The sequence below is a fragment of the Stutzerimonas stutzeri KOS6 genome (assembly GCF_000307775.2).
In the GTDB taxonomy this organism is placed as follows: domain Bacteria; phylum Pseudomonadota; class Gammaproteobacteria; order Pseudomonadales; family Pseudomonadaceae; genus Stutzerimonas; species Stutzerimonas stutzeri_B.
In genome coordinates this window covers 1,368,368-1,394,136 of sequence record NZ_KK020676.1, presented here as the reverse complement: position 1 = coordinate 1,394,136, position 25,769 = coordinate 1,368,368, and the positions used below count along the sequence as shown (strand labels likewise).

26 protein-coding genes are annotated in these 25,769 nt (G+C 63.8%); 8 read left to right on the top strand and 18 right to left on the bottom strand.

The features are described from left to right. Positions 1-127: 127 nt before the first annotated feature. The 4 genes from B597_RS47000 to B597_RS34465 all read right to left on the bottom strand — a co-directional run bounded on the left by B597_RS47000 (position 128) and on the right by B597_RS34465 (position 3,126). Positions 128-313: a hypothetical protein gene (locus B597_RS47000; protein WP_152028162.1), complete on the bottom strand. Its 186-nt coding sequence runs from the start codon at positions 311-313 to the stop codon at positions 128-130. A gap of 358 nt (positions 314-671) precedes the next feature. Then, positions 672-1,544, bottom strand: a complete 873-nt coding sequence (locus B597_RS47625; RefSeq protein ID WP_003296299.1) for a hypothetical protein — start codon at positions 1,542-1,544, stop codon at positions 672-674. 15 nt (positions 1,545-1,559) lie between these two features. Then, positions 1,560-2,303 carry a hypothetical protein gene (locus B597_RS34470; RefSeq protein WP_003296298.1) on the bottom strand — a complete coding sequence of 248 codons (744 nt, stop codon included), beginning with the start codon at positions 2,301-2,303 and terminating at the stop codon, positions 1,560-1,562. Positions 2,304-2,319: 16 nt separating this feature from the next. Beyond that, positions 2,320-3,126 (bottom strand): TIGR04255 family protein, encoded by an 807-nt coding sequence (locus B597_RS34465; protein ID WP_003296297.1) that lies wholly within the window; start codon positions 3,124-3,126, stop codon positions 2,320-2,322. A gap of 481 nt (positions 3,127-3,607) precedes the next feature. Between B597_RS34465 and B597_RS47620 the strand changes: the two genes are divergently transcribed. Then, positions 3,608-4,027, top strand: coding sequence for a hypothetical protein (locus tag B597_RS47620; RefSeq protein ID WP_003296803.1), 420 nt, complete (start codon positions 3,608-3,610; stop codon positions 4,025-4,027). Here B597_RS47620 and B597_RS46395 read toward each other — a convergent pair. Beyond that, positions 4,020-4,457, bottom strand: a complete 438-nt coding sequence (locus B597_RS46395) for a nucleotidyltransferase family protein (protein ID WP_226924987.1) — start codon at positions 4,455-4,457, stop codon at positions 4,020-4,022. The two genes, B597_RS47620 and B597_RS46395, sit on opposite strands and share 8 nt — an antisense overlap. 278 nt (positions 4,458-4,735) lie before the next feature. Between B597_RS46395 and B597_RS34460 the strand changes: the two genes are divergently transcribed. Next, complete coding sequence (locus B597_RS34460; protein WP_003296800.1) at positions 4,736-4,960, top strand: DUF2188 domain-containing protein; 225 nt, start codon at positions 4,736-4,738, stop codon at positions 4,958-4,960. Between the two features lie 165 nt (positions 4,961-5,125). Beyond that, entirely contained in the window at positions 5,126-6,115 is a 990-nt protein-coding gene (locus B597_RS34455; protein WP_003296799.1) for a 2-hydroxyacid dehydrogenase, read from the top strand. Here B597_RS34455 and B597_RS34450 read toward each other — a convergent pair. From B597_RS34450 to B597_RS34420, 7 genes are all read right to left on the bottom strand, one after another. Continuing rightward, positions 6,112-6,789 (bottom strand): uracil-DNA glycosylase family protein, encoded by a 678-nt coding sequence (locus B597_RS34450; protein ID WP_003296798.1) that lies wholly within the window; start codon positions 6,787-6,789, stop codon positions 6,112-6,114. The genes B597_RS34455 and B597_RS34450 overlap by 4 nt on opposite strands. Positions 6,790-6,800: 11 nt before the next feature. Further along, positions 6,801-7,337, bottom strand: coding sequence for a DUF3299 domain-containing protein (locus B597_RS34445; protein WP_003296797.1), 537 nt, complete (start codon positions 7,335-7,337; stop codon positions 6,801-6,803). 53 nt (positions 7,338-7,390) lie between these two features. Then, entirely contained in the window at positions 7,391-7,642 is a 252-nt protein-coding gene (locus tag B597_RS34440) for a GlsB/YeaQ/YmgE family stress response membrane protein (RefSeq protein ID WP_003296796.1), read from the bottom strand. Between the two features lie 85 nt (positions 7,643-7,727). Then, positions 7,728-8,813, bottom strand: a complete 1,086-nt coding sequence (locus tag B597_RS34435; RefSeq protein WP_003296794.1) for a 5-(carboxyamino)imidazole ribonucleotide synthase — start codon at positions 8,811-8,813, stop codon at positions 7,728-7,730. A 105-nt stretch (positions 8,814-8,918) separates the two neighbouring features. After that, positions 8,919-9,407: a 5-(carboxyamino)imidazole ribonucleotide mutase gene (gene purE / locus B597_RS34430; RefSeq protein WP_003296792.1), complete on the bottom strand. Its 489-nt coding sequence runs from the start codon at positions 9,405-9,407 to the stop codon at positions 8,919-8,921. Between the two features lie 161 nt (positions 9,408-9,568). Beyond that, entirely contained in the window at positions 9,569-12,061 is a 2,493-nt protein-coding gene (locus B597_RS34425; RefSeq protein WP_003296791.1) for an ATP-binding protein, read from the bottom strand. A gap of 88 nt (positions 12,062-12,149) precedes the next feature. Then, entirely contained in the window at positions 12,150-13,064 is a 915-nt protein-coding gene (locus B597_RS34420) for a LysR substrate-binding domain-containing protein (RefSeq protein WP_003296790.1), read from the bottom strand. A 162-nt stretch (positions 13,065-13,226) separates the two neighbouring features. Here B597_RS34420 and B597_RS34415 point away from each other — a divergent pair, with 162 nt between their 5' ends. Next, a complete protein-coding gene (locus tag B597_RS34415; protein ID WP_003296789.1) occupies positions 13,227-14,648 on the top strand; it encodes an aspartate ammonia-lyase in 1,422 nt (473 codons plus the stop codon). A gap of 11 nt (positions 14,649-14,659) precedes the next feature. Here the strand turns inward: B597_RS34415 and B597_RS34410 are convergent, their stop codons facing one another. Beyond that, on the bottom strand, positions 14,660-15,478 hold the full coding sequence (locus B597_RS34410) for a helix-turn-helix domain-containing protein (RefSeq protein WP_024161980.1): 819 nt from the start codon (positions 15,476-15,478) through the stop codon (positions 14,660-14,662). A 170-nt stretch (positions 15,479-15,648) separates the two neighbouring features. Between B597_RS34410 and B597_RS34405 the strand changes: the two genes are divergently transcribed. The 3 genes from B597_RS34405 to B597_RS34395 all read left to right on the top strand — a co-directional run bounded on the left by B597_RS34405 (position 15,649) and on the right by B597_RS34395 (position 19,104). Continuing rightward, entirely contained in the window at positions 15,649-17,070 is a 1,422-nt protein-coding gene (locus tag B597_RS34405; protein WP_031323428.1) for an alanine/glycine:cation symporter family protein, read from the top strand. 113 nt (positions 17,071-17,183) lie between these two features. Beyond that, positions 17,184-18,167 (top strand): asparaginase, encoded by a 984-nt coding sequence (locus B597_RS34400; protein ID WP_003296786.1) that lies wholly within the window; start codon positions 17,184-17,186, stop codon positions 18,165-18,167. A gap of 127 nt (positions 18,168-18,294) precedes the next feature. Next, positions 18,295-19,104, top strand: a complete 810-nt coding sequence (locus tag B597_RS34395) for a substrate-binding periplasmic protein (protein WP_003296785.1) — start codon at positions 18,295-18,297, stop codon at positions 19,102-19,104. A 22-nt stretch (positions 19,105-19,126) separates the two neighbouring features. On the opposite strand, the gene B597_RS34390 is transcribed toward B597_RS34395, so the two are convergent. From B597_RS34390 to B597_RS34380, 3 genes are all read right to left on the bottom strand, one after another. Continuing rightward, the gene (locus B597_RS34390) at positions 19,127-19,825 is read right to left on the bottom strand and encodes a carbonic anhydrase (protein ID WP_003296784.1); all 699 of its coding nucleotides are present in this window, start codon (positions 19,823-19,825) and stop codon (positions 19,127-19,129) included. A gap of 382 nt (positions 19,826-20,207) precedes the next feature. Continuing rightward, complete coding sequence (gene oadA, locus B597_RS34385) at positions 20,208-22,019, bottom strand: sodium-extruding oxaloacetate decarboxylase subunit alpha (RefSeq protein WP_003296783.1); 1,812 nt, start codon at positions 22,017-22,019, stop codon at positions 20,208-20,210. Between the two features lie 10 nt (positions 22,020-22,029). Then, the gene (locus B597_RS34380) at positions 22,030-23,445 is read right to left on the bottom strand and encodes an acetyl-CoA carboxylase biotin carboxylase subunit (protein WP_031323426.1); all 1,416 of its coding nucleotides are present in this window, start codon (positions 23,443-23,445) and stop codon (positions 22,030-22,032) included. A 239-nt stretch (positions 23,446-23,684) separates the two neighbouring features. Here B597_RS34380 and B597_RS34375 point away from each other — a divergent pair, with 239 nt between their 5' ends. Next, positions 23,685-24,644, top strand: coding sequence for a LysR family transcriptional regulator (locus tag B597_RS34375; protein WP_003296782.1), 960 nt, complete (start codon positions 23,685-23,687; stop codon positions 24,642-24,644). Here the strand turns inward: B597_RS34375 and B597_RS34370 are convergent. Then, positions 24,589-24,801 carry a PA3496 family putative envelope integrity protein gene (locus tag B597_RS34370; protein WP_003296781.1) on the bottom strand — a complete coding sequence of 71 codons (213 nt, stop codon included), beginning with the start codon at positions 24,799-24,801 and terminating at the stop codon, positions 24,589-24,591. The genes B597_RS34375 and B597_RS34370 overlap by 56 nt on opposite strands. Before the next feature lie 99 nt (positions 24,802-24,900). Next, positions 24,901-25,767 (bottom strand): transcriptional regulator HexR, encoded by an 867-nt coding sequence (hexR, locus tag B597_RS34365; RefSeq protein ID WP_003296780.1) that lies wholly within the window; start codon positions 25,765-25,767, stop codon positions 24,901-24,903. Between the last annotated feature and the right edge of the window lie 2 nt (positions 25,768-25,769).

Sequence of the window (25,769 nt, the reverse complement as noted above, 5' to 3'; positions counted from 1 at the left end):
CGACCGTTTTGGAAACAGCAGCATCACAGCAGACTGAAGTGGTCTAAAGTAGTGGTGCAGAGGAAAAAAAGGAGGGGGCGATGCCCCCTCCGGTAGGTTTAAGGCACTGTGAAGTGCTCGGTGTCGCTTAGTGGAGTTGGGGACCCGGCTCCTCAAGCTCATCGAACTCCAGCTGAACCTCAAGGGAACCTTGGGGTTTTGCTGGTTTCACTTCATCAACCTCAAAGCAGAAGGCAGTTTTACCTACCTCATGGGCGTACAGGCGACGACCATTGCGAAGGGTGATGAATGGCCTGCAGATCATAGTACTCATACGAAGTTCTCCATTAGAGAGACCTCGGAGGCACCTGGGGTCGAATGACCGTCGGTCAAGCAGGCTTGTCAGGGGTAGTTTATATCCGTAGAATGTGTCCCCGCGATTGAAAAAACCTGGCCTCCAAGGTTGGTTTAGTTAAATGTGCTCTAGGGTTCGCCAAAACCTTCGAAGCACGGCTATAAGCTCACACCCCTGAATCTTGTGGGGAGTGGGCTTTTTGCTGCTCAAGAAACTATCGCAGCAAATCTCATATTCTCATGCGCTCTGTCGTTAGTCAATAGCGACATAAGGGGAAATCTCAATTTTTTCAGGCGCTTGCGCTTCAGGGCGTACCTTCCGTCTCGGTTTTCTGTCGTCAGTCTTCAAGCATCGGCTGTTCTGGGTCAGTGCGCAGGCTGATATGGTCTGCCTGCCACTTTTTGAGTAGTTGTGATTGGGCGTACGATAAGGCTTCGTCAGAAACGATCTCGATATCGACTAGCTCGATCCATTTCCAGGTGTCGTGATCACCCGTTTTGATTCGGCAGCGCTTGTCGAAAATCGACTGAATAGTCTCCGCTGCTTCGACAGCTGCACGCCATGCGATATCAGGGTCGACGTCTGTCGCGTAGAGCAGTGTAATAACTAGCTCGTAGGGGTCGTCAGCCCCGTTCCGGGTATTTTCGGTGCCGCCATCCACATCAAAAAATACGGCAACAATATGGTTGCCGCTATCCTTGAGCGCCTTGGCTAGCCTCTCTGCAACCTTTGTTTCCTCTTTCAGGCGCCGATCAAACTCATCAGGGAAGGCAGACCTACGATACCTGGCTGCCAGCCAGCGCTGAAATATGCCGTGCTCCTTGGCTGTCATCTTGTGCGAGGGACTGGGCAGGTGCTCGCTTAGCCCGTGCCTGGGGTTGTCGGCTGCATCTTTGGGGATGAGGACTCGTCTATTGGTGTCGATTTCGACGTGAACTTCTTCGCCGGTTGCGGAGAATCCCACGTGTAAGCGGCGGAGGTTCTTGCAGTTGGTGTAGTTGCCGTTGGGCGCCCCATCCAGGAAGGCACCAAGCACTACCTCCACAAAGGGCTCGCTATCGGGTAGCTGTGCGAGATCGCAGTCGTGGGAGGCAATGACTGCGGCAACCTTCTCTGGCGGGAGGTGTGGCGCGAGCTCCAGCTCCCGAATCGTTTCCGATTGAAGAAGGCATCCCTGTCGCCAGGATGTATCTCTGCTCCAGCTGCCCATCGGCTACTTCATCCCCTATGCCTGCTCATCAAGGTGAGGGGCGCCTACATCGCTTGGGTCGATGGAGGTGGCTGCCGCTCTTCCTTTAAGGCGATGGGTTATTCCTGAGCGCTGCTGGCTCTCTGCTTGAAGCATTGCTATGAGTGCCTTGGCAGCGGATTCGCCTGACTCCCCGCCTTGCATCTGCTCAAGGAGTGTTTTCCCGCCGGGCAGTCGCCGCTTGATCAGACTGCCGCCAGTGAGACCCTCTCGGTGCAGCAGGGTTGTGGCATCTGCTAGCTGCTGAAGTAATGCCTCGTTGTGTGTGGAGATTGGGTCTCCGGCTTGCCAGTTGTAGATGGCTTGGCGTGATACGCCAAAGAAGGATGCTAATTCGGTGACCGGGGGCTTAAGCGTGTTGCGCACAAAGGCAAGGTTTTCGGCGGAACTGCGTAGCTTGGCGCGCTGTGCGTCTGCATGGATTTTTCGCTCGGAATACTTGATATCGAGCAGGCGGTACCCTTTGTCGTCCCGTATGGTGACGTAATGAGGCGTTGCTATTCCGCCGGTGCCGACCAGCAAGGCAAGCGCAACCCCTCCGCAGCCTCGAATGAAGCGAGAGGCTGCTCCCTTGGCGCGCTCTTCTTGATTGGTGCATGCCGCGACGGCTTGCATTCCTCGCTTTTGGTACGTTGCGCGATACTCAAGGCGCTGGGATGTCAGAAAGCTATTCGCTAGCTGCAGCTGCGCGCTTGTTTGGTTTGAGGGTGCGATGTGCATGGATTGGAGGCTCCCTTCAGGCATCCCAGGCTGAGCGTGCAAAATCGGTAGTCGTTGCGCGGAAGCATTGACCGATAAGCTCGTGTAGCTCGTCCATTCTGGCTCGCACTCCTGAAATGTCGTACGGGTGCCGCTCTACGGAGAAGCCGTCTGTGTCAATGAGAGCGTGAATGCCCGCAATCGACGCGAAGCGTTCCTGTATCTTTAGGCGCTCGGGGTCGATGTCTGGAGGGAACGCCAGTCGGCCATTCTGGATGACGGCGCGAGCTACTACCTGGCCGATCCCGTCTGCCACTAGAACAGCTTCGGCAAAGGAGTGACTGAATGCGGACTCCTTCATCAGGACTGGTAGCCCTAGCACCTGCGGGGCTAGGTATTGATCAAGATCCTCCCCTTGCCTGGGGGCTACGGCATCAAGGTAGCGCAACCCTAGGCGCTCAACGAAGCTCAGCCCGCCAATGGCTTCGTCCAGAATCCTCAGCCCTAGCTCAAGCTGCTCATAAAACTCATCGAAGCCGGCGTAAATAGTTGTCTCAAAGGTGATTGAGGTCGGCTGAAGAAGGAAGGCGCTGGTGTCATTTAGGTCGGAGAAAACAAAGCGATCCAGCTTCTGAATTGTTGGGGTTGGGGCCTTGTCATCCGCTCCGTCTGATGCGCTCTGGAGGGAGAGTTGCATCTGGGATGATTTGGTGAAGCCCGGATAGCCGGCTTTGCGCATGCGCTCCTGGATCTGTGGAATGTAGGAGTCCAGTGAAAGCAGGGGGTTGTGTTGCACCTGGCCTATCGTGAAGAAGACTGGTGGATTCTTGAGTTTGCTGCCCATCGCTCTCGTCCATGCTTGACACTTTGATTGACAGTTTACACATTGCTTTACAGGTGCGCAATTCGATGAGTCGCCACTCTCCAGTTGAGTTCTGGCTTCTGGCGCTATTGGATTTCCGTCGGGCTTGGAGTGCGGGCTGTGCTGCTTAAGTCGCTCGCGACCTGCGCTGGAGGTTCGACTGCCGGTCTTGATGGTCCAGCTGGGCGTCTCGTTCTGGGGTATAGGTGGCGGGGCGGCGAGTACCTATTTGAGTACCTTCTTAGTTGATGGAATGCATTTTCCTTAGCATTATCGGGCTTTTCATCTATCAAGTTATATTCCTGGTGCCGCACCACGATTTGAAGGCTCGCAGAAATGCGGGCCTTTTTCGTTTCTGCGCCATGCATCGGCGCCCGGACCCGCCTGTAAGTTTTCACCCGCCTCGTTGCCTGCTGGACATGAGCGTGTAGAATCCCGCGCCCCAAAATCAGGAGACAGAACGTTGGTGATTCATTACTCCGCCCCCAATGGCAATGTCGCATGCGGGCGCACGGGATCGAGCCTGAACAGCTCGGAGGATGCCTCTCAGGTTTCATGCAAGCTCTGCCTGCGCAGCGTGGAAAAGGCGGTGAGCGAGCCTGTGCGCAAGACGCCGAGCCTCGCTGAGCTGCGAGCTGCAGCGAAGGCGGCGGCGACTGCGACTGCGACTGCGACTGCGACGATTGTTCCCGCAGTGGCGGCGAGAACTGCAGCGAGTAAACCCGTAGTGGAAGTGAAAGCCGTTCCGCCTGCGTCCGAAACGGCAGCGAAGCCAGCTTCAGCTTCCGCTCCGTCCGTGCGCGCCGAATGGCGCAAGCGCCTGGAGCAGTTGCCGGGGCGTAGTCGCCTGCCCCGTGGCGTGTCGCGGCAGGCGTTCATATAGGCTCTGTACGAAAAGTGCCTGCGCTCGGTGATGCTTCGTTAAAAACGGGTTCGGAATGCTCATTTACAGCACGTAAACTCCGCTTCCTCACCCGTTTTTGCCTCGCCTGACCTTCGCTCGACGACTTTTTCGTACAGAACCTAGTCCGCAAAGAGGGGCTGGCGCTCGGTCCTGCAATATGCGCAAGCCTGGCCAGGCGTCCGACCAGCGCTTCGAAGCCAGACGACCCGGATAGACCTGTCGTTTCCCGCCACAAAAGACCGCGGCCGGCCGGACGATCACAGCGAAAGATCGTCCGGCCCAACGGGGCTGGCGACTCGATCTCCCCTTCCTTTTCCAGCCTGACCCCGACGGCCATGGCCGTTTCCGCCCAGTGGCACATCGCGCCCGCCGCCGTCGTACAGGGTCGATCGCCGTTGTGCAGATGCATGCGCGCTGGTTCTTCACTGCCCACATTGCAGCGTCGCTTCGACTCGGCAACTACCGCCGCGCCGATGCAGTGAACCCATACCGCGCCGCGCACGAAGCCTGCGGCCACCCGGCAATCTGGCAAGGCGCACAACTGCATGGATTTTCTTCTCGCGAGCCGGTGCAGCTGGCTACCAGGCGATGCGCAGTGGCGCTGCCAATGACCCCCGCCGCACCGCCTTACCGAACCCCTGTATTGCCCGGCACTCTAAAACCGCAACCCACCGCGAGGATTCACGCATGGACAACTACCACATCAGCGCCACCGATTCGGGCTGGGAGCTGCGCAAGCAAGGGGCGACCCGCGCTTCGAAGACCGCTGCAACCAAGGACGAGATGCTGCAGGTGACGGCAACCTTCCTTGAAGGCAAGACGGCCTCGGTGAAGATCCACAAGAAGGATGGGACCATTCAAGAAGAGCGTACCTACCCTCGCAGCGCTGATCCGAGCCACAGCAAGGGCTGAGACCCTCGGTTTGACTGCTTTCAGGCTGCATCTGCAAAGGTGACGGCGTGAACATACGGTTGCCTGAAGCAACCGGTCGGCGCACGATCGACGGCCCAGTCGACTTGGCTTCAGCCGGCAAGCTGTCGCAGGCTGTTGCCGTTGCCTTCCATCAGCGAGGCTCTCATGCGCATCACCCTGTTCAGCAGCAAGCCCTACGACCGCGACAGCTTCCAGGCCGCCAATCAGGCCCATGGCTTCGAGCTGCACTTCCTCGAAACGCGGCTGGACCCGGACACCGCCGCGCTGGCAGCTGGCGCCGAGGTGGTCTGCCCGTTCGTCAACGACGTGCTCTCGGCAGCCGTGCTGGGGAAGCTAGCCGCTGGCGGCACACGGCTGATCGCGCTGCGTTCGGCCGGCTACAACCATGTCGATCTGCCATGCGCCGGACGGCTCGGGTTGCCGGTGGTGCGGGTACCGTCCTATTCACCCCACGCGGTCGCGGAACACACCGTGGCGCTGATCCTGGCGCTCAACCGGCGCCTGCCACGCGCCTACAACCGCACCCGCGAAGGTAATTTCTCGCTGCAGGGACTGACCGGCTTCGACCTGGTGGGCAAACGCGTCGGCGTGGTCGGCAGCGGGCAGATCGGCACGGTGTTCGCGCGAATCATGCAGGGCTTCGGTTGCCAGGTGCAGCTGCACGACCCCTTCCCCAACCCGGAGCTGGAGCGCCTCGGCATGCACTATGTAGCGCTCGACGAATTGCTAGCCAGCAGCGATATCGTCAGCCTGCACTGCCCGCTCACCGAGCAGACCCGGCACCTGATCAACCAGCACAGCCTGGCGACCATGAAGCCGCGCGCGATGCTGATCAACACCGGCCGCGGCGCGCTGATCGACACACCAGCGCTGATCGGCGCGCTGAAGAGCGGCCAGCTCGGCTATCTGGGCCTGGACGTCTATGAGGAAGAGGCAGGGCTGTTCTTCGAGGACCATTCCGGCCTGCCGCTGCAGGACGATGTATTGGCGCGGCTGCTGTCGTTTCCCAACGTCATCGTCACCGCGCACCAGGCCTTCCTCACCGAGGAGGCGCTGGCGGCCATTGCCGGCACCACGCTGGGCAACGTCGCGGCCTGGCAGGCCGGTGCGATGCGCAACCAGGTCAGCGATTAGCGGCGGCGGTCGAGCTGGCGCAGGCGCGCTTCGAGCAGTGCCGGGAAGCGCTTGAACCAGGTCTGGTTCAACGGCGAGGGGTGCGGTAGCGGATGCAGGACAAACTCGCGGGCATGGCCCTGCCGGTCCTGCAACTGCACATCGATGTCGGCCGTGAAACGATCCTCGCGCTGCCAGAAAGCCTCCAGGCGCTGGCGCTGTTCGCGCGGCTGGTCGATGCCGAACCAGAGGAAGGCTTCGCGGCCAAGCGTGACGATATGCCGGCCCTTCCAGGTGTCCACCAGCAACTGGCGCATCAGCGGATGGAAGCGGCGCTTGACTGCCATCGACCAGGCCTTGTTGCCAATGGGCTTGTACGGCACGGTGTTGATCCAGAAGTAGTGCTGCCCAAGCGCCCGCCCCGCCTCGAAGTCCGGCATCTCCTGGCCATGCAGATGGCGATACAGGACGCGCCTGACGATCTGTCCACCGGAGCCGATGAAGGGTTCACCATGGCGCACCTCCTCGCGGCCAGGGTCGCGGCCGAAGAAGCAGATTGGCGCCTCGGCATCGCCCAGGCCGATGATCGGCTCCAGCGGATCACGTTCGAATGCCTGGTAGACCGGCAGATCGATGCCATCGCTGTACGCGGCAAGCCCGCGTAACGCCTGGCGTATATCGGTTGGTAGCGCCATCGACTGCGAACTCAGAAATCGCTTTCGTCGACCAGTTCGACCGCCGCCGCCTCCAGCGCATAGGCGGCTTCGGCCAGGTCGTTGCTGACCGGTTCGACCTTCAGCCGGCCATCGACCCAGAGCGGCGCATAGATATCATCCAGCGCGATACCCTTGGGATAGCGCACCAATACGATCTGGTTCGGCGGTGGCGGCGGCACGTGGATGCAGGCGCCGGGATAGGGCACCAGGAAGAACTCGGTGCTGCGCCCGCGGGCGTCGCTTTCCAGCGGGACCGGATAGCCGCCGAGGCGGATCTCGCGATCATTCAGCGCGGCGACGGTCTTGGCCGAATACATCACGGCGGGCAGGCCGGACTCCTGCTTGAGTCCACCCTGATCGCTGAAGCCCAGGTTCTCGGGGGTCGAGTGATCGATCTCGGGCATTTCTTCCAGCGCCTGGCGATCCTCGGCAGGCATCAGTTCGAGCCAGTCGAGTTCCGGCAATGCGGCGTGGACGGTGGGAACTAATGCGAGGCAGCAAAACAGCGAAACGATCAATGTGCGCATGGGGGCTACGTGCGAGAGAAGTGGGGGCCGCGAGGAACGGCCCCCGCGGCGGATCAATGCTTGCGGCTTGTGACCATGGCGTAGATCACCAGCAGGATGATCGCACCGACCACGGCACCGATAAAGCCCGCGGCTTCACCTGCCTGGTACAGGCCGAGCGCCTGGCCGCCGTAGGTGGCCAGCAGCGAGCCGCCGATCCCCAGCAGGATGGTCATGATCCAGCCCATGCTGTCGTCGCCGGGTTTAAGGAAGCGTGCGATCAGGCCTACGATCAAGCCGATGATGATGGTGCCGATGATGCCCATTGGATGTTCTCCTCAGGTCCGAAAGGTGGGTAACCAATGGACCCGAAGACTCTGTCACCGTTCGCCGCAGCCAGACAGCCGGGTGTCAAACACGGGGAATCAGCGTTTCCACAGCGGTGATCTGCCGATCCAGCGTGGCACGGTCCGGGCAGCGCAAGGTGGCGTGACCGACCTTGCGCCCGGCCTTGAAAGCCTTGCCGTAGTGGTGCAGATGGCAGTCCTCGATGGCGATCACCTTTGCCACCGGCGGAACCTCGCCGATGAAATTGAGCATGGCGCTCTCACCCAGCTTGGCGGTCGACCCCAGCGGCAGGCCGGCGACGGCTCGCAGATGGTTCTCGAACTGGCTGCACTCGGCGCCTTCGATGGTCCAATGCCCGGAGTTGTGCACCCGCGGCGCGATCTCGTTGGCCTTCAGCCCACCGTCCACCTCGAAGAACTCGAAGGCCAGCACGCCGACGTAGTCCAGCTGCTTGAGCACGCGACCGACATAATCCTCGGCCAGCGCCTGCAGCGGGTGATTGCTGCTGGCCACCGACAGCCGCAGGATGCCGCTCTCGTGGCTGTTGTGCACCAGCGGATAGAAGCAGGTTTCGCCGTCACGCCCGCGCACGGCAATCAGCGAGACTTCGCCGGTGAACGGCACGAAACCTTCGAGAATGCACGGCACGCTGCCCAGCTCGGCGAAGGCATTGCTGACGTCGGCGGGCTTGCGCAGCAGCTTCTGGCCCTTGCCGTCGTAACCCAGGGTGCGGGTCTTGAGCACGGCGGGCAGGCCGATGCCTGCGACCGCAGCATCGAGATCGGCCTGCGACTGGATATCGGCGAAGTCCGGGGTGGGAATGCCCAGATCCCTGAACATGGATTTTTCGAACCAGCGGTCACGGGCGATGCGCAGCGACTCGGCATTCGGGTAGACCGGCACGAATTGCGAGAGGAAGGCCACCGTCTCGGCCGGCACGCTTTCGAACTCGAAGGTCACCAGATCGACCTCGTCGGCCAGCCGGCGCAGGTGATCCTTGTCGTCGTAGTCGGCGCGGATGTGCTCACCGAGAGCCTGGGCGCAGGCATCCGGCGCCGGGTCGAGGAAAGCGAAGCTCATGCCCAGCGGAGTGCCCGCCAGGGCCAGCATGCGGCCCAGCTGGCCGCCACCGATCACACCAATTTTCATCTCAACGGCCCTTCGTTAGGCGGCAGATCTGGCGCGCGCGTTTGCGCAGCGCAGGGAAGCAAGTTTACATCCGCCGGCGGGCGTCGCCGCGCCGGCCGGGTCGGCTCAGACGCGCGGGTCCGGGCTGTCCAGAACGGTCTGGGTCTGCTCGTCACGGAATGTCTTCAGCGCCTGGTGATACTCGGGAAACTCATGACCGAGGATGCTCGCCGACAGCAGCGCGGCGTTGATCGCACCGGCCTTGCCGATGGCCAGGGTCGCGACCGGAACGCCAGCGGGCATCTGCACGATCGACAGCAGCGAATCGACGCCGGAAAGCATCGACGACTGCACCGGCACACCGAGCACCGGCAGATGCGTCTTGGCCGCGCACATGCCCGGCAGATGGGCGGCACCGCCAGCGCCGGCGATGATCACGCGCAGCCCGCGGGCTTCGGCCTGTTCGGCGTACTGGAAGAGCAGGTCCGGCGTGCGATGGGCGGATACCACCGTCACTTCATGGGGAATGCCCAGCTTTTCCAGCATCTCGGCGGTGTGGCTCAGGGTGGACCAGTCGGACTTGGAGCCCATGATCACGCCTACCAGTGCGCTCATCGTCGTGCCTCTCATCGGGCGCCCGCGGGCGCGTCAATAACAACAAACCACGCAAAAGAGCGTGGCTTGGATAGTCGCGAACCGGCCATGGCCGCCCGCGTGCGAAGGCCGCGCAGTATAGCGCAAGGCGGCATCGGCCAGTACCCCGGACGGCCAGCCCGCTAGCAGGCCTTGTTCGGCACGAAGCGTGGCAGCTCGATCCAGAACCGGCTGCCGACGCCGGGCTCGCTGTGCAGTCCCATCTGGCCATTCATCAGCCGGGCGAACTCCAGGCACAGCGACAGACCTATGCCCGTACCCTGGATCATGCTGCTCTCGCGCCCAAGCCGCTGAAAGGGCTCGAACACCTGGGCCTGCTGCGCCGGCTCGATGCCCAGCCCGGTGTCCTCGACCAGCAGGCGGACCAGGGTCGGACCGGCTTCGGCGCGCAGGGCCACGCGCCCTTCGGGGACGTTGTATTTCATCGCATTGGACAGCAGGTTCAGCAGCACCTGGCGCAGACGGCGCGGCTCGGCGAGCACCTGCAGATCCTCGTCGGGCAGCGACAGCTCGAATTGCAGGCCACGCTGCTGAAGGTCGAGGCCGATCATTTCGGCACATTCGCGCATCAGACTGCAGACCGTCACCGGTTGCAGGTCGAGTGGCGGCGCCTCCTTCTGCAGGCTCGACCACTCGAGAATCTCGCCCAGCAGCTGGTTGAGGTGGCGGCTGGCGAGCAGAATCTCGTCCAGGTATTCGGCCGCCTCGGCCTGATTCTGGTCATCACAGTCCATGCGCATGAGCTGGGCGAACCCGAGAATCGCGTTGAGCGGCGTGCGCAGCTCGTGGCTGATTCCGGACAGCAGCCGATCCTTCGCCTCGTTCGCGGCCTGGGCCTGCAGGGTCGCGGCGCGCAGCTCTTCCTCGACGCGCTTGAGTGCGTCGATGTCCACGTGGGTGCCGGCCAGCACCAGCGCCGCGCCGGTTTCCGGATCATGTTCCAGCACCCGTCCCCGGCTGAGCAGCCAGCGGTACTCGCCCCGCGCATCGGCAAAGCGATACTTGGCCTCGTAGCGCTGCTGCAGGCCCAGCCTGATCCGTTCGATCTGGGCCATGGCCTGGGGCAGGTCGTCGGGATGGATATGCTGGCGAAACTCGCTATCGGCAAACGGCCCCGAAGGCAGCCCGAAGTGCGTCACCATGTTGCCGCGGATGCGCAGCGAATGGCTGGGGATGTCGTATTCCCAGAGACCCTCGGTGGCGCTTTCCAGGACCAGCTCCAGGCGCCGCTGTGCGTCGCCACGCTGGGCCTCGCTGAATGCCAGGCGACCGCCGATGTCCTGCGTATGCCGTGACATCTCATCCAGCTCGCGGATATCGGTCTGCACCGGCACCGGCTGCCAGCGCCCGCGGCCGACCTCCTCCATCATCTGCGAGATACCGGCGATGGGATTGCGCAACGCATGGCTGAGCTGGCGTGCACGCAGCCACATGAGCGCGAAGAAGCCGATGTAGAACAGCAGCAACCCGGCGATCAGCAGATAGCCGATCTGCTGGTAGTGGCTGGCCAGGGCGTTGGTCTGGCGAAAGACCGCCGCCTCGTCGACCACCGCCAGCAGGTGCCAGCCGGACTGCTCCACGGTGGCCCAGGCCGCCAGCTTCGGGCGGCCGCCGAGCATTACCCGCTGCACCCCGCTGCCGGCCGTGGAGATCGCCGCGGCCAGCGCCGAGGTTTCCGGGTGGCGATCGAGCCGGAAGTCTTCGGGCTTGAAGACTTCGCGGCGAATCGCTTCGAGGTAGGAGTGCTCGGTCAGCTCGGCTAGACCGAAGTCCTCCTCGCCGAGCTCCGGCAGCGCCATGATCGACAGGTCATCGCTGACCAGCATGGCATAGCCGCCCCAGGGCACCTGCAACTGGCCGATCTGCTTGAGGATGCCGCTGACGGTGATGTCGATGCCGACCACGCCCTCCAGAAAGTCGCCACGGTAGACCGGCGCGATGGCCGACATCATCCAGCCGTGCCCGGCAGGATCGAGATAGACATCGGTCCACACCACGCCGCGCGCCGGATTGTGCTCGGCATCGGCGAGGTAATAGAAGTTGTACTTCGGAATGTCCATGTCCGCGGGGTACTGGTCGCGGGTGAAAAACCAGGGATAGATGTGGTTGAAACTGTCCCAGCTGTTGAAGTACAGGCTGGCGATCAGCGGGTTGCGCGCCTTGATCTCCTTCATCAGCGGCTCCAGCCGGTGGAGCCTGGTGATTTTGCCCAGGTCATGCCGCTCGGCCGGGGTGGCAGCGGAGTAGAACACCGCGGCGCCGCCATTGTCCTGCGGGCTATAGCGCACACCGCCGGGGCTCAGTTCCAGTTCCGGACTGGTGACCGGACCGCCCTCGAGCAGCGCCTGGGCAGCCAGATTGCGATAGAGCAGGGTAAGCGAGGCGATCTGCCCCAGTTGCTCGCTGATCAGGCGTGACTGAGGGCTGACCGACGCTTGCAGGTCATTCAGGGTGGTTTGGCGCAGATGGTCGATCTGCGCATCGCGAATCGCACTGTTGGTCAGTAGATAGATGGCGATCAGTACGGTTTCCACCAGCACCAGCGGAATCAGCGCACTGCCGACGAAAGCCCGCCAGATCCATTGACGCAAGCCGATTGGGTTTGGGGTGGGCACGACTGACTCCAACGACCGCGCTAGACGGGCAATCAGCAGTAGAACGGCATGGCGGTGATCATAGCACCGCTGCCGAGGCGGCGAGCCATCACCTCAGCTGCGGCATTACAACGCGGCTTTCCAGCCGCCGCCAGAGCAATCTCACTGCCCCCTTGCGCATCAGCGAACAGCGGTACAGGCGGATCTCCAAAGGCAGTCGCCATTGCTCGCCACCGCAGATAACCAGCTCCCCGCGTTGCAATTCCGGCTCCACACTCAACCGCGGCACCCAGGCAATGCCGAGACCTTGCAGCGCCATGCTCTTCAGGCTGTCGGCCATGGCGGTCTCGTAGACAGTGGTCGAACGCAACGCGCGCTGGCGCAGCAGCAGGTTCACCGAGCGGCCGAGAAAGGCACCGGCGCTGTAGGCCAGCAACGGCACGGTCTGGCCGCTGTCGACGTCGTACAGCGGAACGCCGTCGGCGCCCACCGCACAGACCGGCAGCATCTCGGTGCGCCCCAGGTGCAGCGAGGGGAACAGCTCCGGGTCGAGCTGCAGCGCGGCGTCCGGGTCGTAGTAGGCCAGAATCAGATCGCAACCGCCCTCGCGCAGCACATGCACGGCCTCGCCGACATTGGTGGCGATCAGCCGCGTGGCAAGGTTCAGTCCCTCGTCGCGCAGGCTGGCGATCCAGGCCGGGAAGAAGCCCAATGCCAGCGAATGCGCGGCGGATATCTGCAGCACTTCACCCTGCTGGCCTTCGACATGGTGCAAGTGCCGCACCACCTCGCCGAGCTGCTCGACCATGTTGCGCGCACTGACGAGGAACAACTGGCCGGCCTCGGTCAACTCGATCGGTGTGCGCGAACGGTTGACCAGTTGCAGGCCGAGGGCCTCCTCCAGCGAGCGTATCCGCCGGCTGAAGGCCGGCTGGGTGACGAAGCGGCGTTGCGCGGCCTGGGAGAAGCTGCGGGTCGCCGCCAGCGCCACGAAATCCTCCAGCCATTTGGTTTCCAGATTCACCAGAACATCCCTCGATACGATTGCCGTCGATGCGAAGTCACACGAACATTATGCCGTTGCGGCATAGGACAGCCACTAACGGCATTGGCAGAAAAATCCCGGAAAACCTTATTTTATGCGCACTGCAGCACCGCCTGCGCCTACCGAAGCCACCTTACCATCATGTCCGAAGTTGCATCATCGCGAGTCGAAAAAGACCTGCTTGGCACCCTCTCCGTTCCTTCCGACGCCTACTACGGCATCCAGACCCTGCGCGCGCTGCATAACTTCCGCCTCTCCGGCGTGCCGCTGTCGCACTACCCGAAGCTGATCGTCGCCCTGGCCATGGTCAAGCAGGCGGCGGCGGACGCCAACCGCGAGCTGGGCTACCTGCCCCAGGCCAGGCACACCGCCATCAGCCAGGCTTGCGCACGGCTGATCCGCGGCGAATTCCACGAGCAGTTCGTGGTGGACATGATCCAGGGCGGCGCCGGCACCTCGACCAACATGAACGCCAACGAGGTGATCGCCAATCTCGGCCTGGAGGCGATGGGTCATCCCAAGGGCGAATACCAGTACCTGCACCCGAACAACGACGTGAACATGGCGCAGTCGACCAACGACGCCTATCCCACCGCGATCCGCCTGGGCCTGTTGCTCGGCCATGACACGCTGCTGGCCAGCCTGGAGAGCCTTTGCGAGGCGCTGACCGGCAAGGGCCACGCCTTCGCCCACGTACTGAAGATGGGCCGCACCCAGTTGCAGGACGCCGTGCCCATGACCCTCGGCCAGGAGTTCCACGCCTTCGCCACCACCCTCGGCGAGGATCTTCACCACCTGCGCGGCTTCGCGCCGGAGCTGCTGCTGGAAGTGAACCTCGGCGGCACCGCGATCGGCACCGGCATCAATGCCGACCCGCGCTATCAGTCGATCGCCGTGCAGCGGCTGGCCGAGATCAGCGGCCAGCCGCTGCGCCAGGCCGCCGACCTGATCGAAGCCACCTCGGACATGGGCTCGTTCGTGCTCTTCTCCGGCATGCTCAAGCGCCTGGCGGTGAAGCTTTCGAAGATCTGCAACGACCTGCGCCTGCTCTCCAGCGGCCCGCGTACCGGCTTCAACGAGATCAACCTGCCGCCGCGCCAACCGGGCAGTTCGATCATGCCGGGCAAGGTCAATCCGGTGATCCCCGAGGCGGTGAACCAGGTCGCCTTCGAAGTGATCGGCAACGACCTGGCGCTGACCATGGCCGCCGAAGGTGGACAGCTACAGCTCAACGTCATGGAGCCGCTGATCGCCTACAAGCTGTTCGATTCGATCCGCCTGCTGCAGCGCGCCATGGACATGCTGCGCGAGCACTGCATCGAAGGCATCACGGCCAACGAAGCCCGTTGCCGCGAGCTGATGGAAAGCTCCATCGGCCTGATCACCGCGCTGAACCCCTATATCGGTTACGACAACAGCACCCGCCTGGCCCGTACGGCCCTGCTCGGCGGACGCAGCGTACTGGAGCTGGTACGCGAGGAACGCCTGCTCGACGACGCCATGCTCGCCGACATCCTGCGTCCGGAAAACATGATCGCGCCACGACTGGCGCCGCTGGGCTGATGCCGAGCGGGCTAGTCGATCTCGAATAGCCCGTTGCCCACCTGCGGCGTCGCCAGCCGCTCGCGGATCTCCGGGTCGATACGTGAATCGTCCGGGCTGTAAAGCATTACCTGGCGATAGGCGCTGACCCGGTTGATTTCACGACCCAGGTACTCCCATACCACAGGCGTGCAGGCCGGCGTACGCCGGTCGCCGGAGGAGACGCCAGTCTTCAGCCCGTTCAGGCGGGTGATGCGGCTCTTGAAGCTGGGAATGAGGATGGTCTGGCTCATCTCGTTGAGCGTCAGCGATTCGTAGTCGATCAGGAACAGGCGGTCCTGCAGGCCGAACGCGACCCCCAGATAGCGGCAGTGCACCCAGCCCTCGGCCTGGCCGAGGGTCGGGCTGGCCCTCTCCTGTCGCTCCTGGCGCTCGAACAGGTACAAGCCGTTTTCTTCGCGCAGCTGCACCAGCGATATCAGGATGCTGCCCGGTACCGACATGCAGTTGGCGTACTCGAAGTAATAGCCGCAGTAGCGCGACAGGCTCGTGGCGTGTTCACGCAGCGGCTGCAGCAGCGCCAGCAGCGGATCGGCACGCGGCACCGCCTGCGCTTCCGGATGGCGCGCACCGACCAGTCGGGCGAACTGCTCCGGCGGCATTTCCAGCTCATAGCCCTCGACGCCGAAGAAGTCACCGATGCGCTTGAGGTTGAATGGTGTCGGTCGGCTCTGGCCACCCAGGTACTTGTTGAACTGCGCCCGGTTGATGGCCAGCCTGCGACACACCTCGGCGATCGAGCGGTAGTGACTGCACAGCAGCCTGAGATTTTCGGCGAGGGGGGAGGTCAAAGGAGGAGTTCCGGAACTGACGCGAGTGCCGCCATTCTAGCATCAGGTCGCGCCACATTGCGGCCATCCGCGAAATTGCTCTGCCGGCCGCCGTGTTGAAACATCCCCCGCTTGCACGGCGCAGCGGCGCGCGCCGACACCCTAACAACGACAACAAGGTGAACATCGCCATGCTCGACCTTCTCAACGACCTTATCTGGAGCAAGCTGCTGATCGTCATGCTGATCGGCCTCGGTCTGCTCTTCACGATCCGCTCCGGCTTCGTCCAGTTCCGTTATTTCGGCAACATGTTCAGCATCTTCGGCCACGCCTTCGAACGTCAGCCGGGACAGCTCTCTTCCTTCCAGGCCCTGATGCTCTCGGTCGCCGGCCGCGTCGGCGCCGGCAACATCGCCGGCGTCTCGGTGGCGATCATGCTCGGCGGACCAGGCGCGATCTTCTGGATGTGGGTGGTGGCACTGGTAGGCATGGCGACCAGCTACTTCGAGTGTTCGCTGGCGCAGCTGTACAAGCGTCGCGAGCCGGACGGCACCTACCGCGGCGGACCGGCGTTCTACATCCAGCACGGCCTCGGCCAGCGCTGGCTGGGTATCGTCGTCTCGATCCTGCTGCTGGTGACCTTCGGCTTCGGCTTCAACGCCGTGCAGTCGTTCACCGTCGCCAGCTCGCTGCATGACACCTTTGGCGTGCCGACCTTAGCCAGCGGCATCGCGCTGACCCTGGTCATCGCCGGCATCATCTTCGGCGGCATCCGCCGTATCGCCAAGTGGGCCGACGTACTGGTGCCGGTCATGGCCTTCTCCTACCTGGGCATGGCGCTGTTCGTCATCGGAAGCAACTTCGGTGCCGTACCGGAAACCTTCGGCCTGATCTTCCGCAGTGCCTTCGGTCTGGAACAGGCCTTCGCCGGCGGTATCGGCGCGGCGATCCTGATGGGCGTCAAGCGCGGCCTGTTCTCCAACGAGGCCGGCCTGGGCAGTGCGCCGAACGTCGCCGCGGTGGCCGAGGTCAAGCACCCGGTGGCACAGGGCATCGTGCAGTCGCTCTCGGTGTTCATCGACACCATCATCCTGTGCAGCTGCACGGCGCTGATCATCCTGCTCTCGGGTGTCTACGAGCCGGGCATGGAGCAGGCCGGCGTGGTCCTGACGCAGACCGCCATGGCCGCCGTGGTCGGCGAGTGGGGTCGGGTCTTCATCAGCATCGCGCTGCTGCTGTTCGTCTTCACCACGCTGATCTACAACTACTACCTGGGCGAGAACGCGCTGGGCTTCTTCACCGAAAAGCGCATGCCGGTGATGATCTATCGCGTGCTGGTGGTGGTCCTCGTGCTGTGGGGCTCGGTACAGGACCTGGGCACCGTGTTCGCCTTCGCCGACGTGACCATGGGCCTGCTGGCCATCGCCAACCTGGTCGCCGTGGCCCTGCTGTTCAAGGTCGGCCTGCGCCTGATGCGCGACTATGACCGGCAGATCCGCGCCGGCATCGAACAGCCTGTGCTCGACCCGAAGGACTTCGCCGACCTCGATCTCGACCCGGCCGTCTGGGCAGCGAACGCGAACGCTGCGGCCGACGCTCCCGAGCATCGCTGAGCGCCGCGATGCAAGAGGCCGGACGCCCGCCGCTCCGTTAACATGGTGCGGCGGGCGGCTGACCTCATCCGCCCGATGTCCTGACGGCCTGCGCCGACGAGCGAGGAGCACGCGTGAACCAATCGATCGAACGGCTGCTGGTGCTCTACACCGGCGGCACCATCGGCATGCAGCAGAGTGCGGCCGGGCTGATGCCGGCGTCCGGCTTCGAAGCCCGCCTGCGTGCCCAGCAGGCAGGCGAGCCGGGGCCGCTGCCCGAGTGGAGTTTCCAGGAGCTGCAACCATTGCTGGACAGCGCCAACATGCAGCCGGGTCACTGGCTGCAGATGGCGACGACCATCCGCGAAGCCGTGGCGCAGGGCGACTGCGATGCGGTGCTGTTGCTGCACGGCACCGACACCCTGGCCTACAGCGCGGCGGCGCTCTCGTTCCTGCTGCTCGGCCTGCCGGTCCCGGTACTGCTCACCGGCGCCATGCTGCCGGCAGGCAGCGAGGGCAGCGACGCCTGGCCCAATCTGTTCGGCGCCATGCGTGTCCTGCAGGCCGGCCAGGTCCATGGCGTACAGCTGTTCTTCAACGGCACGCTGTTACACGGGGCGCGGGTCAGCAAGCTGCGCAGCGACGCCTTCGACGCCTTCGCCGAAGCACCGCGCCAGCGACTGGCCGCAACCGGCCGGGAATGCCCTCCTGCATTGCTGCCGCGGCGTCCGGCACAAGTCGTGGTGCTGCCTCTGTATCCCGGCATCGGAGCGGCGCAGGTACAGGCGCTGGTTGCCAGTGGCGCCCAGGCGCTGCTGCTCGAGTGCTATGGCAGCGGCACCGGTCCGGCGGACGACGTCCAGTTCATCGAAGCGCTGCGCCATGCCCATCGCCAGGGCGTGGTGCTGGCGGCGATCAGCCAGTGCCCGGGTGGGCATGTCGATTTCGGCGTATATGCGGCCGGCAGCGCGCTGCGTGACGCCGGCCTGGTATCTGGCGGCGGTATGACCCGTGAAGCCGCGCTGGGCAAGCTGTTCGCCCTGCTCGCCGCGGGCCTCGACCAGGCCCAGGTGGAATACTGGTTCTGCCGCGACCTGTGCGGCGAAATGGCCGACTGAGATCCTGCTCCCCCGGCAGAATGCGCACTGTCCCGCAGGGTGAGCGCTGCCGGCTGGCCGGGCGCGCCCGGCAGCACTACCCTTGCATGCGCCAACAATTACAAGAATGCGCCAAGGAGCCGATGCCATGGCCAGATCCCGCATTACCGGGGCGCTGTTCGTCCTGCTCGTCGGTGCAGCGTTCGCCGCCCGCGCCGAACTGCCCGCTCGTGACGAAATCACCCTGCAGACAGACAGCTTTCCGCCCTTCAACATGGCGCCCAACGGCAAGGGCTTCGCCCGCGGCGACGACATCGAAGGGATCGCTGCCGATACGGTGCGCGACGTTTTCCAGCGTGCCGGCATCGCCTACAACCTGACCCTGCGCGGCCCGTTGAGCCGTCTCTACGACCAGACCCGGCAGCAGGCGGCGCACGGGCTGTTCTCCGTGGCGCGAACGCCACAGAACGACTCGCTGTTCAAATGGGTCGGGCCACTGGCGCATCACGACAGCGTGCTGCTCGCGCGGGCGTCCAGCGGCCTGGCGTTCGACAACCTGACCCAGGCGCGCGGCTATCGGATCGGCGGCCAGGCCAATGGCAGCGTCAGCCTGTTTCTGCAAAGCCAGGGCATCGACACCAGCAACAGCCTCAACGACGCAGAGAACCTGCGCAAGCTGCTCACCGAACGCATCGACCTGTGGGCGGTGGCCGATCCGGCATGGCGCTATTACGCACGCCAGCAGGGTGTCGACGAGCACCAGCTGCAGGTGGTGCTGAGCTTTCACAGCGAGCCGCTGTACCTGGCCCTCAACCGCGACGTCCCGGATCAGGTGGTCAACCGCCTGCAGGCAGCCCTCGACGAGGTGATCGCCGAGGGCTACGCCGGCTGCAGCAAGACGCCCGACCTCTGCTACCTGATCCAGCAACGCGGCAAGGCGCTGGCCGGCAGCCGCTGAACATTCGGCCGCCTGGAAGCCATCAGCTCGCCAGGTAGCGCGCCCGCGGGGTAGCCATCGGCAGCGGGCCGTCGCCGACCAGGCGGAACTCGCCTTTCTCGGCGTCGTAGGCGCGAATTTCGCTGGTGCCGATGTTGTATACCCAGCCGTGGATGAACAACTGGCCGCTGGCCAGCCGCGCCGCCACCGACGGATGGGTACGCAGATGGTCGAGCTGGGCCACGACGTTTTCCTCGGTGAGGATGCCCAGGGTGTTGTGATCGGCGCAGCCACAGTTCTGCTCGACGACGATCTTCGCCACCTCGGCATGCCGCAGCCAGCCCTTGACCGTCGGCATGCGCTCTAGCTGAGCGGGATTGAGCACCGCCTTCATCGCGCCGCAGTCGGAGTGGCCGCAGACGATGATGTGCTGTACGCCCAGCGCCATCACGGCGAATTCGATGGCGGTGGAAACACCACCGTTCATCTGCCCATAGGGCGGCACCACGTTACCGACGTTGCGGGTGACGAACAGGTCGCCGGGCGAGCTCTGGGTGATCAGCTCGGGAATGATCCGCGAGTCGGCGCAGGTGATGAACATCGCCCGCGGCTTCTGCTCATAGGCCAGCTTCTCGAACAGTTCGCGCTGTTGCGGATAGACCTCTTCGCGGAAATGCTTGACCCCGGAGACAATGTGCTCGAGGGCCTCCTGGGCGGTTTCGCTCGTCCTGTCATCACTCATGTTCAATTCTCCAGAGGATTGCAAAGTTGGCGCCATGAACGGCGCGTCGGAATAGGGAGCCATCGATGCGCTGCGATCACGCTCAATGCCAGAGGCATACCGCAATGCCCGGCAGCTGAGCGCATATCGAAAGCCTCATCGATCTTCAGTGGTGGGTGGACGCCCGCCGACCGACGAGAATCACAGCGCGTGCCAGAACTGCGCCGGGCAGCACGTCTGGCCGTCACCGATAGACATGGGCCTGAAAAAAGAGCCGCGCAGGCTCCGCAGGGGGACATCAGCCAATGGCCATCTCCGGCCGCGGCCAGCCACACGGGGAGCCGCCAGACCGTGCCACGGCCGGCGGCAGCGTGGCGTGTTCACGCCGCCACGCCCCCATCGCTCAGGCCTCGATCTCTATCAGGACTTCACCCGGATTCACCCGGTCACCCTTGCCGACATGAACGGCCTTCACGGTCCCGGCGATGGGCGCCTGGATCTCGGTTTCCATCTTCATCGCCTCGCTGACCAGCACCGTCTGCCCGGCCTTGACGGCATCGCCCACCGCGACCAGCACGTCGACCACGTTGCCCGGCATGGTGGTGCTCACGTCACCCGGAGCACTGGCCTGCTTGCGCTGACTGCCGCCACCACCGACGAAGTCGTTGAGCGGCTCGAATACCACCTCTTCCGGCATGCCGTCGATGGACAGGTAGAAGTGCCGCTTGCCCTCGGCCTTGACGCCGACACCGGTGATGTCGACGCGATAGGTCTCGCCGTGCACGTCGATGACGAACTCGGTCGGCACCCCGCCCTGCGCCGGCGCCGCGGCCGTACCGGGAATCGGCAGCAGCACTTCGGGCTGAAGCGTTCCGGCCTCGCGCTCCTCGAGGAACTTGCGGCCGATGTCCGGGAACATGGCGTAGGTCAGCACGTCCTCTTCGCTCTTGGCCAGTTCGCCGATTTCCCTGCGCAGCTTGTCCAGCTCCGGCGCCAGCAGGTCGGCCGGGCGGCACTCGATGACCTCCTCGCTGCCGATGGCCTGCAGGCGCAGGCGCTCGCTGACCGGCGCCGGGGCCTTGCCGTAGCGGCCCTGCAGGTAGTACTTCACCTCGGTGGTGATGGTCTTGTAACGCTCGCCAGCCAACACATTGAAGAACGCCTGGGTGCCGACGATCTGCGAGGTCGGCGTCACCAGCGGCGGATAGCCCAGGTCCTTGCGCACCTTGGGAATTTCGGCCAGCACTTCGTCCATCCGGTGCAGCGCGCCCTGCTCCTTGAGCTGATTGGCCAGGTTGGAAATCATCCCGCCGGGCACCTGATTGACCTGCACGCGGGTGTCGACGCCGGTGAATTCGCTTTCGAACTGGTGGTACTTCTTGCGCACCGCATAGAAGTACAGGCCGATTTCCTGCAGCAGCTCCAGATCCAGGCCGGTGTCATACGGCGTACCACGCAGGGCGGCGACCATCGACTCGGTGCCCGGATGGCTGGTGCCCCAGGCCAGGCTGGAGATCGCCGTATCGATGCGGTCGGCGCCATTTTCCACACCCTTGAGCTGGCACATGCTGGCCACCCCGGCGGTGTCGTGGGAGTGGATCACCACGTCCAGTTCGGGCAGCGCCTGCTTCAGCGCCCTGACCAGCTCGCCGGTGGCGTACGGGGTCAGGAGGCCGGCCATGTCCTTGATGGCGATGGAATCGACCCCCATGGCCGCCATCTGCCGCGCCTGCTCGACGAAGGCCTCGGTGGTGTGCACGGGGCTGGTGGTATAGGCGATGGTGCCCTGGGCATGCTTGCCGCTTTTCTTCACCGCGCGGATGGCGGTTTCCAGGTTACGCACATCGTTCATCGCATCGAAGATGCGGAACACGTCGATGCCATTCTCCGCGGCCTTGGCCACGAATGCCTCGACCACGTCGTCGCTGTAGTGACGGTAGCCGAGCAGGTTCTGTCCGCGCAGCAGCATCTGCAGTCGGGTGTTGGGCAGTGCCGCCTTGAGCTGACGCAGGCGCTCCCAGGGGTCCTCCTTGAGGAAGCGCACGCAGGCGTCGAAGGTGGCGCCACCCCAGACCTCCAGCGACCAGTAGCCGACGCGGTCGAGCTTGTCGCAGATCGGCAGCATGTCTTCGGTGCGCATGCGGGTGGCCAGCAGCGACTGATGGGCGTCACGCAGGATGGTGTCGGTGACAGTGATTTTTTTCTGGACGGTCATGGTGCGTTCCTCACAGGCCTGCGTGGGCGGCGATGGCGGCGGCGATGGCCAGGGCCAGTTCGCCCGGCTTGCGTTTGATCGAGTAGTTCAGCAGTTCCGGATGGTTGTCGACGAAGCTGGTATTGAACTGGCCGCTGCGGAAATCCGGGTTGGCGAGAATCTGCTGGTAGTAGGTGGCGGTGGTCTTCACGCCCTGCACGCGCATGTCGTCCAGCGCGCGCGAGCCACGCGCCAGCGCCTCCTCCCAGGTCAGCGCCCAGACCACCAGCTTCAGGCACATGGAGTCGTAGTACGGCGGGATGGTGTAGCCGGTGTAGATCGCCGTGTCGGTTCGCACGCCGGGGCCGCCGGGCGCGTAATAGCGGGTGATCTTGCCGAAGCACGGCAGGAAGTTGTTGCGCGGGTCCTCGGCGTTGATGCGGAACTGCAGCGAGAAGCCGCGGTGCTGGATGTCTTCCTGCTTCACCGACAGCGGCAGGCCCGAGGCGATGCGGATCTGCTCGCGGACGATGTCGATGCCGGTGATTTCCTCGGTGATGGTGTGCTCGACCTGGACGCGGGTGTTCATCTCCATGAAGTACACCTCGCCATCGGCGAGCAGGAACTCCACGGTACCGGCGTTCTCATAGCCCACCGCCTTGGCCGCGCGCACCGCCAGGTCACCGATATAGGCGCGCTGCTCAGGGGTCAGCTGCGGGCTCGGCGCGATCTCGATGAGCTTCTGGTTGCGCCGCTGGATCGAGCAGTCGCGCTCGAACAGATGCACGGTGTTGCCGAAGCTGTCGGCCAGCACCTGGGCCTCGATGTGCTTGGGCTCGACGATGCATTTTTCCAGGAACACTTCGGCACTGCCGAAGGCCTTGGTCGCTTCGGATATGACCCGCGGGTAAGCCGATTCCAGCTCCGCCTGCGAGTTGCAGCGGCGAATGCCGCGACCGCCGCCGCCGGAGGTAGCCTTGAGCATGACCGGATAGCCGATGCGCTCGGCTTCGCGCAACGCTTCGGCGAGGTCGGCGACGTTGCCTTCCGTACCGGGCGTGACCGGTACGCCAGCCTTGATCATGCTGCGCCGCGCTTCGGTCTTGTCGCCCATGCGGCGAATGACCTCGGCACTCGGGCCTACGAACTTGATTCCGCGTTCGGCGCAGATATCTGCCAGTTCGGCATTTTCGGACAGGAAACCGTAGCCCGGATGCAACGCATCGCAACCGGTTTCCACGGCCAGGTTCACCAGCTTGCGCGGGTTCAGGTAGCCGGCCAGCGGGTCCTCGCCGATGAAGTGGGCCTCGTCGGCGCGCTTGACGTGCAGGGCATGGCGGTCGGCTTCGGAAAAAACCGCCACCGAGCGCACGCCCATTTCGGCACAGGCGCGGACGATGCGTACCGCGATTTCCCCGCGGTTGGCGATCAGCAGCTTCTTGATCACGCTGTCTTCCCTCGGATCGTTGAGCAGGCGACCCGGCGTGCGGGTCAGGATCTCGCATGTTGCAACGAGTCGTTTCACCCTACGCTCCTAGGGGTAATTACTGAAAATGAATAATTGTTTGCGTGGTCATAAGTATTTACTTATACATAGACCGAAATTGCCAACTTCCTGGCCGATCGGTCAACCCGGCAAGCGCAGTCTGCGCCCACGCCTTTATTCGACGAAAAGCGGAGAACCGGATGCGAAAATCACTGATGCGCATGACACTGCGCCAGCTTCAGGTATTTCGCGCCGTCTGCGAAACGCACTCCTACAGTCGTGCCGCCGAAGAAATGGCGCTGACCCAGCCGGCAGTCAGCCTGCAGATCCGCCAGCTCGAAGAACTGGTCGGGCAGCCACTGTTCGAGTACGTGGGCAAGAAGCTTTATCTGACTGACGCGGCCGAAGCCCTGCAGCGGGCCAGTACCGATATCTTCGGCCGGCTCGACAGCCTCGACATGCAGCTCTCGGACCTGCAGGGTTCGCTGCAGGGACAACTGAACCTGGCCGTGGAATCCAGCGCCAAGTACATCACGCCGCACCTGTTCGCCGCCTTCAAGCGCCTGCATCCGGAAGTCAGCCTGCAACTGGTGGTGGTCAACCACGCCCAGGCGGTCAAGCGCCTGACGCTCAGTCGCGACGACCTGCTGATCATGTCCCAGGTGCCCACCGACATGGACCTGGAGTTCATGCCCTTTCTGAACAATCCGATCATCGCCGTGGCACCACCCGAGCATCCGCTGTGCCATGCGGCCACGCTGTCGTTGCAGGATCTGACGAGCTATCCGCTTTTGGTACGCGAACCTGGCTCCGGCACGCGCAAGGCCGCCGAGGACTACTTGCGACAGAAGCGCGCCCACTTCACCCAGACCATCCAGGTCGCCTCGCTGGATGCGCTGCGCGAATGCGTGGTGGCGGGCCTGGGTCTGGCGTTGCTGCCACGCCATGCGGTGCATCTGGAGCTGGCCTGCGGCCTGCTTCGCGAATTGCCGGTGCAGGAACTGCCGCTACACCGCAGCTGGTGCGTGGTCCACCCCCGCGGCAAGCGCCTGAGCCCGGTGGCCCAGGCGTTTTTCGCCTTCGTCCGTGAGGAGCGCGCGCGAATCAGTGCGCTGGCGGAGCGCTTCGCCGGCTCGCCGACGACTCCAGCAGCGAGCTGAGTACCAGCGCATCGGCGTAGTCGTTCAGTTCGGCGTGCAGCTGGCGCTGCTCGGTGTAGCTTTCGATGGCGCGACGAAAGCGCATGCGGCGCTCGTCCTGTTGTTTGCGACGGGCCTTGCTGTCGAGTGGGGTGCTGACGTCGGTTTGCCGGAGCATGAGCGGTCTCCCAGAACAGGTAACGGGAAACCAGCATCGACGGCGCGGATGACAGGGTGAAGTCAGCGCGATGACGCGCCGATGAAGGTGCAACGCCCCTCAGTCCTCGTGCGCCTTGACCGACTTCGGTGACAGGCGAAGGCTGCGCAGGCTGCGCTTCACGCTCTTGAGGTGATTGACCAGGCTCGGCCCCCGCGCCATGGCAACGCCCATGGCCAGCACATCGATGACTACCAGATGGGCGATCCGCGACGTCAGCGGGGTGTAGATCTCGGTGTCTTCCTGAACGTCGATGGCCAGGTTGATGGTTGCCAGCTCGGCCAGCGGCGTCTGGCTCGGGCACAGGGTAATCAGCGTCGCGCCGGATTCGCGCACCACGTTGGCGGTGATCAGCAGGTCCTTGGAACGACCAGACTGGGAAATGCAGATGGCCACGTCGGTAGGCTTGAGCGTCACCGCCGACATCGCCTGCATGTGCGGATCGGAATAGGCCGCGGCCGACAGCAGCAGACGGAAGAACTTGTGCTGGGCATCGGTGGCCACCGCCCCCGACGCGCCGAAGCCATAGAACTCCACGCGCTCGGCCTTGGCCATGGCAGCGATGGCGCGCTGCAGCGCTTCGGGATCGAGGCGCTCGCGCACCTCCATCAGGGTGTGCAGCGTGGTGTCGAAGATCTTCAGGGCGAAGTCCGCCACCGAATCGTTCTCGCTGATGGCGAACTGGCCGAAGCTGGCACCGGCGGCCAGGCTCTGCGCCAGCTTCAGCTTGAGATCCTGGAAACCCAGGCAGCCAATGGCACGGCAGAAACGCACGATGGTCGGCTCGCTGACGCCGACCACATGGGCCAGATCGGCCATCGAGCTGTGCATCACCGACGCCGGATCGAGCAGGACATGGTCGGCCACCTTCAGCTCCGACTTCCGTAGCAGACTTCTCGATTGGGCGATGTGTTGCAGCAGATTCACGT

Bases quoted from the DNA above. Each gene is read 5' to 3' on its own strand.
- B597_RS47000 (WP_152028162.1), bottom strand. From the start codon at position 313: ATGAGTACTATGATCTGCAGGCCATTCATCACCCTTCGCAATGGTCGT.
- B597_RS47625 (WP_003296299.1), bottom strand. From the start codon at position 1,544: ATGGGCAGCTGGAGCAGAGATACATCCTGGCGACAGGGATGCCTTCTT.
- B597_RS34470 (WP_003296298.1), bottom strand. From the start codon at position 2,303: ATGCACATCGCACCCTCAAACCAAACAAGCGCGCAGCTGCAGCTAGCG.
- B597_RS34465 (WP_003296297.1), bottom strand. From the start codon at position 3,126: ATGGGCAGCAAACTCAAGAATCCACCAGTCTTCTTCACGATAGGCCAG.
- B597_RS46395 (WP_226924987.1), bottom strand. From the start codon at position 4,457: ATGCATCTGCACAACGGCGATCGACCCTGTACGACGGCGGCGGGCGCG.
- B597_RS34460 (WP_003296800.1), top strand. From the start codon at position 4,736: ATGGACAACTACCACATCAGCGCCACCGATTCGGGCTGGGAGCTGCGC.
- B597_RS34455 (WP_003296799.1), top strand. From the start codon at position 5,126: ATGCGCATCACCCTGTTCAGCAGCAAGCCCTACGACCGCGACAGCTTC.
- B597_RS34450 (WP_003296798.1), bottom strand. From the start codon at position 6,789: ATGGCGCTACCAACCGATATACGCCAGGCGTTACGCGGGCTTGCCGCG.
- B597_RS34445 (WP_003296797.1), bottom strand. From the start codon at position 7,337: ATGCGCACATTGATCGTTTCGCTGTTTTGCTGCCTCGCATTAGTTCCC.
- B597_RS34440 (WP_003296796.1), bottom strand. From the start codon at position 7,642: ATGGGCATCATCGGCACCATCATCATCGGCTTGATCGTAGGCCTGATC.
- B597_RS34435 (WP_003296794.1), bottom strand. From the start codon at position 8,813: ATGAAAATTGGTGTGATCGGTGGCGGCCAGCTGGGCCGCATGCTGGCC.
- purE (WP_003296792.1), bottom strand. From the start codon at position 9,407: ATGAGCGCACTGGTAGGCGTGATCATGGGCTCCAAGTCCGACTGGTCC.
- B597_RS34415 (WP_003296789.1), top strand. From the start codon at position 13,227: ATGTCCGAAGTTGCATCATCGCGAGTCGAAAAAGACCTGCTTGGCACC.
- B597_RS34405 (WP_031323428.1), top strand. From the start codon at position 15,649: ATGCTCGACCTTCTCAACGACCTTATCTGGAGCAAGCTGCTGATCGTC.
- B597_RS34395 (WP_003296785.1), top strand. From the start codon at position 18,295: ATGGCCAGATCCCGCATTACCGGGGCGCTGTTCGTCCTGCTCGTCGGT.
- B597_RS34390 (WP_003296784.1), bottom strand. From the start codon at position 19,825: ATGAGTGATGACAGGACGAGCGAAACCGCCCAGGAGGCCCTCGAGCAC.
- oadA (WP_003296783.1), bottom strand. From the start codon at position 22,019: ATGACCGTCCAGAAAAAAATCACTGTCACCGACACCATCCTGCGTGAC.
- B597_RS34375 (WP_003296782.1), top strand. From the start codon at position 23,685: ATGCGAAAATCACTGATGCGCATGACACTGCGCCAGCTTCAGGTATTT.
- B597_RS34370 (WP_003296781.1), bottom strand. From the start codon at position 24,801: ATGCTCCGGCAAACCGACGTCAGCACCCCACTCGACAGCAAGGCCCGT.